Annotated in this window: 13 protein-coding genes; 4 read left to right on the forward strand and 9 right to left on the reverse strand. The window is 76.2% G+C overall.

Going from position 1 to position 14,361, the window contains the following annotated elements:
• Window positions 1-49: 49 nt before the first annotated feature.
• The 5 genes from ACI8AA_RS02380 to ACI8AA_RS02400 all read right to left on the reverse strand — a co-directional run bounded on the left by ACI8AA_RS02380 (window position 50) and on the right by ACI8AA_RS02400 (window position 5,163).
• A complete protein-coding gene (locus tag ACI8AA_RS02380) occupies window positions 50-1,288 on the reverse strand; it encodes a beta-ketoacyl-[acyl-carrier-protein] synthase family protein (RefSeq protein ID WP_457042914.1) in 1,239 nt (412 codons plus the stop codon).
• A 50-nt stretch (window positions 1,289-1,338) separates the two neighbouring features.
• A complete protein-coding gene (locus tag ACI8AA_RS02385) occupies window positions 1,339-1,578 on the reverse strand; it encodes an acyl carrier protein (RefSeq protein ID WP_387984847.1) in 240 nt (79 codons plus the stop codon).
• A 77-nt stretch (window positions 1,579-1,655) separates the two neighbouring features.
• The gene (locus ACI8AA_RS02390) at window positions 1,656-2,621 is read right to left on the reverse strand and encodes a beta-ketoacyl-ACP synthase III (protein WP_457042915.1); all 966 of its coding nucleotides are present in this window, start codon (window positions 2,619-2,621) and stop codon (window positions 1,656-1,658) included.
• Window positions 2,618-3,820, reverse strand: a complete 1,203-nt coding sequence (locus tag ACI8AA_RS02395) for an acyltransferase domain-containing protein (RefSeq protein ID WP_456902679.1) — start codon at window positions 3,818-3,820, stop codon at window positions 2,618-2,620. The genes ACI8AA_RS02390 and ACI8AA_RS02395 overlap by 4 nt, the downstream gene beginning before the upstream one ends.
• 164 nt (window positions 3,821-3,984) lie before the next feature.
• Window positions 3,985-5,163 carry a PucR family transcriptional regulator gene (locus tag ACI8AA_RS02400; protein WP_457042916.1) on the reverse strand — a complete coding sequence of 393 codons (1,179 nt, stop codon included), beginning with the start codon at window positions 5,161-5,163 and terminating at the stop codon, window positions 3,985-3,987.
• Window positions 5,164-5,207: 44 nt separating this feature from the next.
• On the opposite strand from ACI8AA_RS02400, the gene ACI8AA_RS02405 reads away from it, so the two are divergent.
• Both ACI8AA_RS02405 and ACI8AA_RS02410 read left to right on the forward strand, forming a co-directional pair.
• Complete coding sequence (locus ACI8AA_RS02405; protein WP_457042917.1) at window positions 5,208-5,897, forward strand: phosphatase PAP2 family protein; 690 nt, start codon at window positions 5,208-5,210, stop codon at window positions 5,895-5,897.
• Window positions 5,894-6,379 (forward strand): pirin family protein, encoded by a 486-nt coding sequence (locus tag ACI8AA_RS02410; protein WP_457042918.1) that lies wholly within the window; start codon window positions 5,894-5,896, stop codon window positions 6,377-6,379. The genes ACI8AA_RS02405 and ACI8AA_RS02410 overlap by 4 nt, the downstream gene beginning before the upstream one ends.
• Before the next feature lie 45 nt (window positions 6,380-6,424).
• On the opposite strand, the gene ACI8AA_RS02415 is transcribed toward ACI8AA_RS02410, so the two are convergent.
• Together ACI8AA_RS02415 and ACI8AA_RS02420 are read right to left on the reverse strand one after the other, a co-directional pair.
• Entirely contained in the window at window positions 6,425-7,717 is a 1,293-nt protein-coding gene (locus ACI8AA_RS02415; protein WP_457042919.1) for a right-handed parallel beta-helix repeat-containing protein, read from the reverse strand.
• A gap of 358 nt (window positions 7,718-8,075) precedes the next feature.
• Window positions 8,076-8,267, reverse strand: a complete 192-nt coding sequence (locus tag ACI8AA_RS02420) for a hypothetical protein (RefSeq protein WP_457042920.1) — start codon at window positions 8,265-8,267, stop codon at window positions 8,076-8,078.
• Between the two features lie 38 nt (window positions 8,268-8,305).
• On the opposite strand from ACI8AA_RS02420, the gene ACI8AA_RS02425 reads away from it, so the two are divergent.
• Together ACI8AA_RS02425 and ACI8AA_RS02430 are read left to right on the forward strand one after the other, a co-directional pair.
• Entirely contained in the window at window positions 8,306-9,706 is a 1,401-nt protein-coding gene (locus ACI8AA_RS02425; RefSeq protein ID WP_457042921.1) for a GH1 family beta-glucosidase, read from the forward strand.
• Between the two features lie 239 nt (window positions 9,707-9,945).
• Window positions 9,946-10,392, forward strand: a complete 447-nt coding sequence (locus ACI8AA_RS02430) for a hypothetical protein (protein WP_457042922.1) — start codon at window positions 9,946-9,948, stop codon at window positions 10,390-10,392.
• On the opposite strand, the gene ACI8AA_RS02435 is transcribed toward ACI8AA_RS02430, so the two are convergent.
• Window positions 10,373-11,341, reverse strand: coding sequence for an FAD-dependent oxidoreductase (locus ACI8AA_RS02435; protein WP_457042923.1), 969 nt, complete (start codon window positions 11,339-11,341; stop codon window positions 10,373-10,375). The genes ACI8AA_RS02430 and ACI8AA_RS02435 overlap by 20 nt on opposite strands.
• Before the next feature lie 12 nt (window positions 11,342-11,353).
• A complete protein-coding gene (gene aceE / locus ACI8AA_RS02440; protein ID WP_457042924.1) occupies window positions 11,354-14,152 on the reverse strand; it encodes a pyruvate dehydrogenase (acetyl-transferring), homodimeric type in 2,799 nt (932 codons plus the stop codon).
• Window positions 14,153-14,361 lie beyond the last annotated feature (209 nt).

The following is a 14,361-nucleotide window of genomic DNA, read 5'->3' on the forward strand; positions in this document are numbered from 1 at the left end:
CAGGGGCGGGCCTGTGCGGGGGGCCGGCCCGGGGGCCGGGCGGGGAGGGTTACGCGGTCGTGAAGACCAGCGCGATGTTGTGGCCGCCGAAGCCGAACGAGTCGTTGACCGCGGCGGTGAGGGACGCCTGGCGCGGCTCGCGGCGGACGATGTCGAGGGCCTGCACGGCGGCGTCGTCGTCGGGGTCGTCGAGGTTCGCCGTCGCGGGGACGACCTGCTCGCGCAGGGCGAGGACGGTGAACACCGACTCCAGGGCGCCGGCGGCGCCGAGCAGGTGGCCGGTCTGGCTCTTGGTCGCGGTGACCAGCGCGTGGTCACCGACGGCGCTGCGGATCGCGGCGGCCTCGGCCGTGTCGCCGACCGGGGTGGAGGTGGCGTGCGCGTTGACGTGGCCGACGTCGGCGGGGTCGATGCCGGCGTCGCGCAGCGCGGCGCCGATCGCCCGGGCGGCGCCCTCGCCCTCCGGGTGCGGGGCGACCAGGTCGTAGCCGTCGGCGGTGGCGCCGGCGCCGGCCAGCCGGGCGTGCACCCGGGCGCCGCGCGCCTTCGCCGAGCCCGCGCGCTCGAGGACCAGCGCGGCCGCGCCCTCGCCGAGCACGAACCCGTCGCGGCCCTTGTCGAACGGCCGCGAGGCGCGCTCGGGCTCGTCGTTGCGGGTGCTCATCGCCCGCATGGCGGCGAAGCCGGCCATCGGCAGCGGGTGGACCACGGCCTCGGCGCCGCCGACCAGGACGACGTCGGCGCGGTCGAAGCGCAGCAGGTCCAGGCCCCAGCGGATCGCCTCGGCGCCGGAGGCGCAGGCGCTGACCGGGGCGTGCACGCCGCCGCGGGCGCCGACGGCCAGCCCGACGGCCGCGGCCGGGCCGTTGGGCATGAGCATCGGGATGGTGAAGGGTGAGACCCGCTTGGGGCCCTTCTCCTCCAGGACGTCGTCCTGGCCGAGCAGGGTCAGCGCCCCGCCGATGCCGGTGCCGAAGACGACCGCGATGCGCTCGGGGGCTACCCCGGCGTCGGCGGCGCCGGACTCGGCCCAGGCCTCCTCGGCGGCGATGACCGCGACCTGCTGGCTGCGGTCCAGCCGGCGCGCGCGGACCCGGTCGAGCTGCGAGACGGGGTCGGCGGCCAGGGTCGCGGCGAGCTGGGCGGGGAACTCCTTGACCCAGTCGTCGTCGAGGCGGCGGACCCCCGACCGTCCGGCCAGCAGCGCGTCCCAGGTGCTGGCGACGTCGCCACCGAGCGGCGTGGTGGCTCCGAGGCCGGTGACGACGACGTCGTCGTGCGTGCTCATGACGGGTCCTCTCCTGGGGGCGTGCGGGCGCGGGCGGCCGGGGACCCGGCTCAGCCCTGGTTCTTCTGGATGTAGCTGATGGCGTCGCCGACGGTCTTGATGTTGCCGAGCTCGTCGTCGGGGATGGCCACGCCGAACTTGTCCTCGACGGCGGTGGCGATCTCGACCATCGACAGGGAGTCGACGTCGAGGTCCTCGGTGAACGACTTCTCCGGGGTGGCGTCGGCGGGGGCGACCCCGGCGACCTCCTCCAGGATCTCGGCCAGACCTGCCTGGATGTCCTCGCTCACGCGGGGGTCCTCTCTCTCGGTGGGGGCGGGCGCTGCCCGCCGTCGGGCCCGGACGTCCCGGGTGTCTGGGATGCCGCTCAGGGCAGGACGAGCACCTGGCCGGCGAAGGTGAGACCGGCGCCGTACCCGAGGACGAGCGCGAGGTCACCGCTCTTGGCCTCGCCGGACTCCATCAGCGCGGTGAGGGCCAGCGGGATCGACGCCGCGGAGGTGTTGCCGGCCTGGACGATGTCGCGGGCGACCACGGTCTCCTTGCCGAACCCGAGCCTGCGGGTCATCGACTCGACGATGCGCAGGTTGGCCTGGTGCGGGGCGAACACGTCGATGTCCTCGGGGCCGACGCCGGCGGACTCCATCGCCTGGATGAGGGTGTCGGTGAGCCGGGTGGTGGCCCAGCGGTAGACCGCCTGGCCGGCCATGGAGATGCCCTTGGAGCCCGCGACGATCTCGATCGCGGAGAACTGGTCGCCGTCGCTGCCCCACGCCACCGGGCCGATGCCCGGCTCGTCGGAGGCGCCGACCACGGCCGCGCCGGCGCCGTCGGCGAAGATCACCGCGGTCGAGCGGTCGGTCTGGTCGACGACGTCGGTGAGCCGCTCGACGCCGACCACCAGCGCGTTGCGCGCCGAGCCGGCGCGGATGGCCGCGGAGGCCATCTCGAGCGCGTAGCAGAAGCCGGCGCACCCGGCGTTGAGGTCGAACGCGCCGGGGCGGGGGATGCCGAGGCGGTGGGCGACCTGCGGGCCGATGCCGGGGATCGGCTCCTTGAGGCTGGCGCTGGCGAGGATCACCAGGTCGACCTCGTCGGGCGCCAGGCCGCTGGCGGCCAGCGCCTTGCCGCCGGCGGCGACGGCCATCTCCTGCAGGGTCTCGTCCTCCGAGGCCCAGCGGCGCTCGGCGATGCCGACGCGGGTCTGGATCCACTCGTCGTTGGTGTCCATCACCTGGGCGAGCTCGTCGTTGGTGACGCGCCGGCGGGGCCGGTAGCCGCCGAGGCCCAGGATGCGCGCCCCCGGGGCGCCCTTCGGCAGTCGGATGCTCACGCGGGGACCTCCGGGTAGAGACGGGCGAGCGGGTCGCCGGCGTCGACGAGGTCGCCGTCCTGGACGAGCCACTCGGCGAGGACGCCGTCGTACCCGGCCGAGACCTTGACCTCCTCGCGGCGGCTGCGCACGCAGCCGAGCGGGGTGCCGGCGGGCAGGTGGGTGCCCTCGGGGACGTCGGCGGGGCTGACCGTGCCGCGGACGGGGGAGACGACGACCCGCCAGTCGGGCTGGTGCTCGGCCTCGGGCCGGCCGCGGGCGGCGTCGATGAGGGCGCGGGCGCGGTCCAGGTCGCCGGGGCCGGCCAGCGCCAGCACCTCGACGTCGGCGCCCTTCCACTCGCGCTTGGCCAGGCCGGCCAGCGCGCCCGCCGGCGGCAGCTCGATGGCCGCGGTGACGCCGAGCTCGCGCAGGGTGGCCAGGCACGCGTCGAAGCGCACGGGGCTGGTGACCTGGCTGACCAGGCGGGACAGCGCCTCGGCGCCGGAGTCGACGGCGGCGCCGTCGGCGTTGGACAGCAGCAGCCGGCTCGGGTCGGCCGGGCGCAGGCCGCCGACCAGGCCCTCGAGCTCCTCGCGGGCCGGGCCCATGTAGGAGGTGTGGAACGCGCCGGCCACCGACAGCGGCACGACCCGCGCCTTCGCCGGCGGCTCGGCCTTGAGCGCGGCCAGCCCGTCCAGCGGCCCGGCGACGACGACCTGGCCGCCGCCGTTGAGGTTGGCCGCGACCAGCCCGTGCCGCTCGAGCGCCTTCTCCAGCTCGTCGGGGTCGGCGCCGAGGACGGCGGACATGCCGGTCGGGGTGAGCCCGCAGGCGCGGGCCATCGCGCGGCCGCGGACGGCGGTGAGCGCGATCGCCGCCTCGACCGACAGCACGCCGGCCAGAGCGGCCGCGGTGAGCTCGCCGACGCTGTGCCCGGCGATGACGACGTCGCGGCCGGTCTGCGGCGAGTGCGCGACCGGGCCGGGCAGGCCGCCGAGCTCGCGGGCGACGAACAGGCTCATCGCGACGACGAGCGGCTGGGTGACCGCGGTGTCGCGGATCGCCTCGGCGTCGCCGGTGGTGCCCAGCGTCAGCAGGTCGGCGTCGGCGATCGCCCCGGCCCAGCGGAAGAAGGACTCGGCGCCGGGGAGCTCCAACCAGGGGGTGAGCATCCCGGGCTTCTGCGCACCCTGCCCGGGTGCGAGGACGGCCAGCACTCCTTCACCGTCTCATTGGTCACGGTCTCCCGCGCGCTCGTCCGGCACGAAAGGACACCGCTGCGCTTTGGAGGGTTCCCACAACCGGAGAGTGCGGACGGGCCGTCGCGACCTCGATCCGTGGTGGACAACACTGCAGGGCCCCCTTGCGGCCCCGGGTCCCGCTAGTGCCAGAGGGAGCGCTCGCCGGCCAGGTCGGCCAGCGCCAGCGCGACCTGCAGCGTCCAGGCGCCGCGCGGGTCGGTGGCCACCTGCCCGCTCACCTCGGCGGCCCGCTTGAGCCGGTACCGGACGGTGTTCGGGTGCACGAACAGCGCCCGCGCGGTGGCCTCCAGGTTGCCGCCGCCGGCCAGCACCGCGCGCACCGTCTCGAGCAGGTCGCCGCCGGCGGTGCGCAGCGGCAGCACCACCCGCTCGGTGAGCGCCGCGCGGGCCAGCGGGTCGCCGTCGAGGGCCCGCTCGGGCAGCAGCGCGTCGGCGGTCACCGGCCGCGGGGCCCCGGGCCACGCCCGCGCGGCCCGGAGCCCGGCCAGCGCCGCCGCGGCCGACCCGCCGGCCGCGCTGAGCCGGTCGACGACCGGGCCGAGGACCACCGGGCCCGGCCCGAACTCCTCGGCGACCCGCTCGGCCGCCGACCGCAGGTCGTCGGCGCCGCCCAGCACCACGACCAGCTGCTCGGCGTGCACGCCGACGAGCACCTCGCAGCGGTGCGAGCGGGCGGCGCGGCGGACGTCGGCGTGCGTGTCGCCGTCGGCGGGGGCGGCCCCGACCAGCACGGCCACCGGGCCGGTGCCGTCCCAGCCGAGCGCGGAGGCGCGGCCGGGCAGCTCCTCGGAGCGCTCGCCGCGGACCAGCGCGTCGACGACCAGCGCCTCCAGCCGCGCGTCCCAGGCGCCGCGGTTCTCGGCGAAGCTCGCGTAGACGTGCGCGGTGGCGAAGGCGACCTCGCGGCTGAACAGCAGCACGGCCATGCGCAGCGCGTCGGCGTCGCCGGGCTCGGCCACCGACTCGACGTGGTCGTCCATCACCTGGACGGTGAGCTCCACCAGGTCGACGGTCTGCTTGAGCGGCACGGCGCGGACCAGGTCGCGCGGCGCGGCGCCGAACACCTCGCCGGTGAGCCGGGGCGGCCGGTCGGGGGAGCGGCACCACTCGACCAGCGAGGCGATGCCGGCCTGTGCGACGAGCATGACCCAGGAGCGCTGGTCGGCCGGCATGGTGCGGAACCAGGGCAGGTCCTCGTCCATGCGCGCGACGGCGCGGGTGGCGATGGCCCCGGAGGCGCGCTCCAGCCGCCGCAGCGTCGCCGCCGTCGGCGGGCGGTCGATCACCCGGTGGGCCACGCGGCCAGCGTGTCACGGCCGGTCGCGTCGGGGAGAGTGGGGGAGTGACCGCCCCGACCACCGCGCCCGCGCGGGCCCGCCGCCGGGTGCTCCGCGCGATCGGGGGCGGCCTCGCCGTCCTCGCCCTGCTCGGGACCGGGGTGGCGGCCCGCTTCGGCCCGCAGGTGCGCCTCGACGCCGCGGTGAGCCGCGAGCTGTACGCCGGCGACGACCGCTCGGCGCCGGTGAGCGCGCTGCTGGAGACGCTCACCACCCCGGGCGTCACCTGGTTCCGCGTGCTGGTGTTCCTGCCGGTGCTGGTCTGGCTGGTCCGCCGCCGCGCGTGGCGCACCGTTCTGTGGGTCGTCGTCGCGGTCACCGCGGTCGGGCCGCTCACCACCGGCCTGAAGGAGCTGGTCGGCCGGGCCCGGCCGGCGTTCGAGAACGGCGGCCTGGTGTACGAGGGGCTGAGCTACCCGAGCGGGCACTCCTCGGGCATCGCCACGCTGGTCACCGTCGCGCTGGTGCTCGCCTGGCCGCGGCTGACCGCGCCCGGCCGCCGCGCCGCCGTCACCGCGGGGGTCGCGCTCGCGGTGCTGGTCGGGCTGACCCGCGTGTGGCTGGGCGTGCACTACCCGTCCGACGTCGTCGGCGGGCTGTGCCTGGGGACGGCGTGGTCGCTGCTGGTCGCCCTGGTCGCCGGTGGGCTGCCCGGCGGTCCGGCGGCGCTGCCCGGGCGGGACGCCGCGCGGTGACCGGCGTCGAGGGCGCCGCGCTGCTCGAGCCGGGCGACGGCTCGCTCGGCCCGCTGCTGCGGGTGACCGACGACCGGCTGCCGCCCGGCGCCGGCTACGGCGTGCACGCGCACCGCGCCGTCGACGTCGTCGCGGTGGTGCTGGCCGGCTCGCTCACCCACCGGTGGGGCGGGGACGCCCCGCTGGCCGCCGGCGACGTCGGCGTGCTGCGGGCGGGCACCGGGCTGGACCACGACGAGGTCGCCGGCCCGGACGGCGCCCGGGTGCTGCAGGCCTACCTGCGCGCGGCCGACCCGGGCGCGGCCCCCGCGCACGAGGTCGTGCGCGCCCCCGCGGGCTGGGTCGACCTCGGCCGCCCCGACGCCCGGCTGTGGCTGGGGACCGACGGCCGGGACGTCCCCGACGGCGTCGTGCTGCGCCCCGGCGGCGGGGTCGCCGTCGTGTGGCGGGTCGATCCGGCCCGCCCCGCCTGGGCGACCTGACCGGGGACCCTCCCCGCGCGGAGAGGGCCCCCGGCTGCGGGGTGGCTAGCAGATCCCCGGCGGGAGGCTGGACCCGCAGGTGTTGCCCGCGAAGTCGACCGACCCGACGTCGAGCAGGAACGGGCTGACCTCCGGGGAGCTCAGCAGCACGTCGACGGGGACGTTGCCGGTGAGGGCGTTGTCCTCGACGACGATCCGCTCCGCGGGGCCGGGGTCGACGCCGGCCGCGTTGTTGAACGGCGGCAGCGTCACGAGCACGAGTCCGCCCGCGGGGAACTGCAGCGACGCGGGGTCGACCGACGGCGCGTTGTCGTGCACCTGGTTGTGGCGCACGCCCACCGAGTCGGCGTTGACGATCCCGATCCCGGTGCCGGACACGCGCAGCGACGCCTGCACCTCGCCCACGCCGGCGAGGCAGAACCGGTCGTTGCCGGTCACCTCGTTCCACCGCAGCTGCCAGTCCCCGCCCTCGACCTGGCGGCCGGCCTCGGGGATCTCGGTGGCCGCGTCGTCGAACACCAGCACGCCGACGCAGTTGCCGGACACGTAGTTGTGCCGGATGGCCCCGCCGCGCGACTCCCGGGCGAAGACGCCGATGTTGTAGCCCTGCACGTCGTTGGCGACGACGTCGGCGTAGGACTCGTCGGAGTCGGTGACCCCGATCCCGGCGGTGCCGCTGTTGGGCGCCGCGGGCGTCCCGCGGTCGACGCCCTCCAGGATGTTCCGGGTGATCCGGGTGTGGGTCGAGTCCGCGGCGAGGATGCCGTAGCGCTCGTGCCCGTGCGCCCGGGTCTTGGCCACCCGGAAGCCGTCGGCGCCCCAGGCGGCGATGCCGTTGGCCGGGTGGTCGGAGGTGGACAGGTGGCTGACCCGGACCGGGCCGTCGGGGTCGAGGAAGAACAGCCCGGAGACGTCGTCCCGCAGCGTGGCGGGGTCGCTCTCGGGGTCCGCGGAGTTCTGCGCCTCCCAGCAGGGGGTGGACGCGACCTCGGGCAGCTGGTCCGGGGTGGTCCACTCCGGCCAGACGATCCGGGTGCCGTCGTCGCCGCGGCCGGCCCCGACGATCGTCAGGCCCTTGCCGTCGACGCAGACGGCCTCCTCGTAGGTCCCCGCCTCGATCCGGATGGTGTCGCCCGACGCGGCCTCGTCGACGGCGGCCTGGATGGACTCGCCCGGGTGCACCACCCAGGTGTCGCCCCCTCCCGACGAGCCGCCGCCGTCGGCCGCCGCCGCGCCGGCCGGCAGGGCGGCGAGGACGAGGACGGCCGACGCGGTGACGGTGAGCCCGCGGGCCGGGCGCGAGGGTCGGGGACGCCCCGCTGGTCTGGAGTGCTGCATGTGTCCTCCTGGTCGCGACTCGCGCTCGGGAACCCGGCGCGTGCCGCAACTCTGGGGACGGTGTGACGGAAGGGTCCGGCGACACGACAGAGGAACCTGGGACCTCATACCAGCGACGGGGGGCGGTCTCCGACCCGCGACGCGGTCCGGAGGTACGACTCCGGTAGTCCCGTGACCTTCCCCTCAGACCCGCTGCGAGCGTACGAGCGGGGGATGGGGGCTCTCGGCGGGCCGAGGCGCGCCGCACGGCCGGGTCGGGCGGACCCGCGGCTCCACCCCGGGGTCGCCCTCGACCCTGCGCAGCAGGCGGCTCGGTGGTCGCGGTCCCGCGGCGTGGTCTGACCCGACGACGGCGACGTCACCGGGCACCGGGCGGCCGGCGGTCCCCGGCGTGGCGGTCGATACCGGCGATAGGGTCCCGCGGGCCAGCCACGGTGGCCACCCGCCGGCGGCCGGCGGCGAGCAGGTGCTCGGTGGTGGTGCAGTCACCGCCGGCGTCGTCGGCGTCGACGCCCGCCTGCCCCCTGCCGCCTGGCCTCTGCCTGCTCACCCCTGCCTGCTCACCCCTGCCCTGAGGAGCACCCTGCCGTGACCCCCACCGCCACCCCCGACGACGCCCTCGCCGGCCTGACGTTCCCGCCCGGCTTCGTCCTCGGCGCCGCGACCGCCTCGTACCAGATCGAGGGCGCCGTGACCGAGGACGGGCGGGGACCGTCGATCTGGGACACCTACAGCCACACGCCCGGCCGCACGTTCCAGGGCCACACCGGCGACGTCGCCGTCGACCACTACCACCGGTACCGCGACGACGTCGCGCTGATGGCGGGCCTGGGGCTGTCGGCTTACCGGTTCTCGGTGGCCTGGCCGCGGGTGCTGCCCGAGGGCGGCGGCCGGGTCGAGCAGCGCGGGCTGGACTTCTACCGGCGGCTGGTCGACGAGCTGCTCGCCGTCGGGGTGCAGCCGTGGCTGACCCTCTACCACTGGGACCTGCCGCAGGCGCTGCAGGACCGCGGCGGCTGGGCCGACCGGGACACCGCCGAGCGCTTCGCCGACTACGCCGCGGTCGTCGTCGACGCCCTGGGCGACCGGGTGCGGCACTGGTCGACGCTCAACGAGCCGATGTGCAGCGCGCTGCTCGGCCACGTGTCCGGCGCGCACGCCCCCGGCCTGCAGGACCCGGTCGCCGGCGCCCGCGCCACCCACCACCTGCTGCTCGGGCACGGCCTGGCCGCGGCCCGGCTCCGCGCGGCCGGCGTGACCTCCCTCGGCGTCACGCTGAACTTCACGCCGATGCACCCGGCGACCCAGGACCCCGCCGACGTCGACGCCGCCCGCCGCCTCGACGGCCAGCAGAACCGGATGTTCCTCGAGCCGGCCGTGCACGGCGCCTACCCGGCCGACGTCGTCGCCGACCTCGAGGCCGCCGGCGCCCCGCTGCCGGTCCGCGACGGCGACCTGGAGACCATCGCGGCGCCGCTGGACTGGCTCGGCGTCAACTACTACTTCGAGCAGACGGTGCGGGCCGGGACCCGCCCCGCGGGCGAGCCGCCGACGTCGTTCATCGGCGGCGGGGACGTCGTCGAGCTCGACCCCGAGGGCCCGACGACGACGATGGGGTGGGGGATCAGCCCGCAGGCGTTCACCGACCTGCTGCTGTGGCTCACCGAGCGCGCGCCGGGCCTGCCGCTGGTGGTCACCGAGAACGGCTCGGCCTGGGACGACGAGGTCGACGCCGAGGGCGCGGTGCACGACCCCGAGCGGGTGGACTTCCTGGCCCGCCACCTCGCCGCGATGGCGGCGGCGATGGAGCGCGGCGCCGACGTCCGCGGCTACTTCGCCTGGTCGCTGCTGGACAACTTCGAGTGGGCCCGCGGCTACGCGCAGCGGTTCGGGCTGGTGCACGTCGACTACGCCACCCAGCGGCGCACGGTGAAGGACAGCGGCCGGGCCTACGCCGAGCTGCTGCGCCGGCACCGCGACGGGGCCTGAGGACGGAGGGGCCCGTGCGAGGGGGTTGCGCACGGGCCCCTCGCGGCACCCGTGCTGAGCGACGACGACCGCCGCCGGGTGCTGGCCGCGCTGCTGGTCTGCCAGCGGCACTCCTGGGACCAGGGCCTGACGGCGGCGGTCCTCGACGACGCGGGCGAGGCGGCGGCGCTGCGCGCCCTGGTCGACGACGCCGTGGCCCGGCAGCTGCCCGACGGCCGGCTGGCCGAGCTCGACCCGGCGTGCAGCGTCAACGGCGGCCGCTGTTCCACCCGGTGGGCGCCCGCGAGATCTGGGCGGACACGGTGTTCACGGTGGTGCCGCCGCTCGCCGCGGCCGGGTTCGCCGACGTCGCGCTGGCCCAGCCGGACGGGCACCGGGCCCGGCTGCGCCGGCCCGACGGGCTGTGGCGGGCGCGGTGGGACGAGGACGCCGGGCGGCCCTCCGACGACCGCGCCTGGGGCACCGGCAACGGCTGGGTGGCCGCCGCCCTCGCCCGCACGGTGGGCCGTCTGCCCGGGTCGTACGCCGCGGCCGGGCGGTCGCTGCTCGCCACGGCCGTCGCGCGCGTGGACGGGCCGGGGCGGGTCACCGGCGCCGCGGCCGCGCCCCGGTTCGACCGCCCCGGGCACTCACCCGAGGCGCAGGCCTGGCTGCTGCTGGCGACGCTCAGGCCGGGGCGGCGGTGACCAGGGAGGCGACGTCGGCGGCGCAGCCCCAGGAGAGGGTGACCCCGGCGCCGCCGTGGCCGTAGCAGGCGACGACCGGCCGGCCGCCGACCGCCAGCCGCTCCAGCCGGACGGCGGACCGGCCCGGCCGCAGCCCGACCGCCCGCGACAGCACCGGCTGCCCGCGCAGCGCGGGCACCAGCGCGCACGCCCGCTCCAGGATCGCGGCCTCCACCCGCGGGTCGGGGTCGAGGCCCGTGGCGCCCTCCACCGCCGTCCCGCCGACGACGACGTCCCGACCGCGGGGGACGACGTAGGTCAGCCCGGCCGGGCCGTCCTCGTCGAGCACCCACTCGGACAGGCCCGGGTCGGCGAGGCGGACCACCTGGCCCTGCACGGGCACGCAGGTGCCGTCGTCGAGGAGGGGTCCCGACCCCAGCCCCGCGGCCACCACGACGACGTCGCCGGGCACCTCGGCGAGCGACCGGACCCGGCCCGGCGCGGTCTCCACCCCTGCCGCGGCGCACGCGGCGGCCAGCCAGGGCAGGTACCGGCCGGTGTCGACCACCGGCAGCGTGCAGCGGGTGCCGGCGCGGGCGCCGGGCGGCAGCTCCTCCGGGGTCGCCGGGCGCACCCCGGGCACCCCCGGCGCCCACCACGGGTCGGGGTCGGGGGTGCGGTGCACGTACGTGCCCGGGCGGAGCGCCACCCCCGTCGTGGGGTCGGCGGCGAGCCGGGTGAGGACCCCGAGCGAGGTGGCGCCCCACCGCAGGACGGCGTCGGCGGGCGCCACCCGGTAGGGGGACCAGATGGCGGCGGCCACCGCGGAGGTGGTCGCCTCCCACGGGTCGGCGGTGAGCAGCCGGACCCGGTGCCCGGCCCGCGCGAGCTCGAGCGCGCAGGTCAGCCCGACCACCCCGCCGCCGACGACGGCCACGTCGCGCGGGCCGCCGTCGGCAGCAGGGGGCACGGGCGCCCTACCTCAGGTCGCCGGGCTCGGGTCGGTCCGCTCCTCGGCGGGCGCGGCCTGGACGTCGCGGATGCGGTACTTCTCGACCGCCTCGCGGACCCTCGACCGGTCCACCTGGCCCTGGTCGGCCAGCGACGCCAGCGTGCGGACGACGATCGACTCGGCGTCGACGTGGAAGTGCCGGCGCAGCGCCGGGCGGGTGTCGGACAGGCCGAACCCGTCGGTGCCCAGCGTCGCCATGCCGCCCGGGACGTAGGGCGCGACCAGGTCGGGGACCGCCCGCATCCAGTCCGACACCGCCACGACCGGGCCGCTGGTCTCCTGCAGCCGCTGCGTCACGTACGGCACCTGCGGCTCGTCCTCGGGGTGCAGCAGGTTGTGCTCGCTGCACGCGTCGGCCTGCCGGCGCAACTCGGTCCACGAGGTCACCGACCACACGTCGGCCGCCACGCCCCAGTCCTCGCGCAGCAGCTCCTGCGCCCGCAGCGCCCACGGCACCGCGACGCCGGAGGCCAGCACCTGGGCCCGCGGCCCCTCGCCCTCACCCGGCGCGTACAGGTACATGCCCGCGAGCAGGCCCTGCACGTCGAGGCCCTCGGGCTCGGCCGGCTGGTTGTAGGGCTCGTTGTAGACGGTCAGGTAGTACATGACGTCGGGGCTGCGGTGCCCGCCCAGCGGCGCGCCCGGGTCCTCGCCGTACATGCGCAGCAGCGCGTCCCGGGTGATGTGCCCGACCTCGTAGGAGAACGCCGGGTCGTAGGAGACGACCGCCGGGTTGGTGTGCGCCAGCAGCAGCGAGTGGCCGTCCTCGTGCTGCAGGCCCTCGCCGTTGAGCGTCGTCCGGCCGGCGGTGGCGCCGAGGACGAAGCCGCGGGTCATCTGGTCGGCGGCGGCCCAGAACGAGTCGCCGGTCCGCTGGAACCCGAACATCGAGTAGAAGATGTAGATCGGGATCATCGGCTCGCCGTGCGTGGCGTACGAGGTGCCGACGGCGGTGAACGACGCCGTGGAGCCGGCCTCGTTGATGCCCTCGTGCAGGATCTGGCCCTGCTCGGACTCCTTGTAGGCCAGCATCAGCTCGCGGTCGACCGAGGTGTAGCGCTGCCCGCCCGGGTTGTAGATCTTCTGCGACGGGAAGAGGCTGTCCATCCCGAAGGTGCGGGCCTCGTCCGGGATGATCGGCACGAACCGCGGGCCGAGCTCCTTGTCCTTGAGCAGCTCCTTGAGCAGGCGGACGAACGCCATCGTCGTCGCCACCTCCTGCTTGCCCGAGCCGCGGCGCAGCACGTCGAGCGCCTTGTCGTCGGGCGCCTTGAGCGGCTTGAACTCCGAGCGCCGCCGCGGGACCGCCCCGCCCAGGGCCCGGCGCCGCTCGAGCATGTACTGCATCTCGTCGGAGTCCGGCTCGGGCTTGTAGTAGGGCGGCAGCGTCTTGTCGAGCGCCTCGTCGGGGATGGGCAGGTAGAGCCGGTCGCGGAAGGCGGCGAGGTCCTCGGCGGTCAGCTTCTTCATCTGGTGGGTGGAGTTGCGGCCCTCGAAGTGGCTGCCCAGCGTCCAGCCCTTGATCGTCTTGGCGAGGATGACCGTCGGCTGGCCCTTGTGCTCCACCGCCGCCTTGAACGCCGCGTAGACCTTGCGGTAGTCGTGCCCGCCGCGGGAGAGGTCCCAGACCTCCTTGTCGCTCATGTCCTCGACGAGCCTGCGGGTGCGCGGGTCCCGCCCGAAGAAGTGCTCGCGGACGAAGGCGCCGTCCTCGGCCTTGTAGGTCTGGTAGTCGCCGTCGGGCGTCTGGTTCATGAGGTTGACCAGCGCGCCGTCGCGGTCGGCGGCCAGCAGCGGGTCCCACTCCCGGCCCCAGATCACCTTGATCACGTTCCAGCCGGCGCCGCGGAAGAAGGACTCCAGCTCCTGGATGACCTTGCCGTTGCCGCGCACCGGGCCGTCGAGCCGCTGCAGGTTGCAGTTGACGACGAAGGTGAGGTTGTCCAGCTCCTCGCGGGCGGCCAGGCCGATCAGGCCCAGCGACTCCGGCTCGTCCATCTCGCCGTCGCCGAGGAACGCCCACACGTGCTGGTCGGAGGTGTCCTTGATGCCGCGGGCGTGCAGGTACCGGTTGAACCGGGCCTGGTAGATCGCGTTCATCGGGCCCAGGCCCATGGAGACGCTGGGGAACTCCCAGAAGTCCGGCATCAGCCGGGGGTGCGGGTAGCTCGACAGCCCGCCGCCGGGGTGGCTGACCTCCTGCCGGAACCCGTCGAGCTGCTGCTCGCTGAGCCGGCCCTCGAGGAAGGCACGGGCGTAGATGCCGGGGGAGGCGTGGCCCTGGAACCAGATCTGGTCGCCGCCGCCGGGGTGGTCCTTGCCGCGGAAGAAGTGGTTGAAGCCCACCTCGTACAGCGACGCCGACGACGCGTAGGAGGAGATGTGCCCGCCGACGCCGATGCCCGGCCGCTGCGCGCGGTGCACCATGATCGCGGCGTTCCACCGGATGTAGGCGCGGATGCGCCGCTCGACGTGCTCGTCGCCGGGGAAGTAGGGCTCCCGCTCGGGCGGGATCGTGTTGATGTAGTCGGTGCTGCGGAGGGACGGCACGCCCACCTGCTGCTCACGGCTGCGCTGCAACAACTTGAGCATGAGGTAGCGGGCTCGCCCGCGGCCTGCGTGCTCGACGACGCTGTCGAGCGACTCGACCCACTCCTGGGTCTCGTCGGGGTCGGTGTCGACCAGCTGGCTCGGGAGCCCGTCGGTGATGACCGCGCGGGGCTGTCCGGCGTCGCGGGTGGGGTCTCCACCCTGCTGCGGTGCGCTCATGCCCCCATCGTCGCGCGCCGGGATGGTCCGCGTCACGCAGGAGCTCCCGGCCAGCGGTGCGCGGTGTGCCCCGGGCGCGTCGTCGTCGACGGCTTGCGCGTGACCAGGCATGCCCTACGCTCCTGCCCACGCGGACCGACGCCGTCGGCACCCGCGCGTCCGGGCACGAGAGGGGTGACATGACCAGGCAGCGGGTGTCCTCCCCGCCG

The organism is Geodermatophilus sp. SYSU D01180 (genome assembly GCF_054050415.1).

Coding starts and splice junctions, on each gene's coding strand:
- ACI8AA_RS02380 (WP_457042914.1), bottom strand. CDS start 1,288: ATGAGCACGCACGACGACGTCGTCGTCACCGGCCTCGGAGCCACCACG.
- ACI8AA_RS02415 (WP_457042919.1), bottom strand. CDS start 7,717: ATGCAGCACTCCAGACCAGCGGGGCGTCCCCGACCCTCGCGCCCGGCC.
- aceE (WP_457042924.1), bottom strand. CDS start 14,152: ATGAGCGCACCGCAGCAGGGTGGAGACCCCACCCGCGACGCCGGACAG.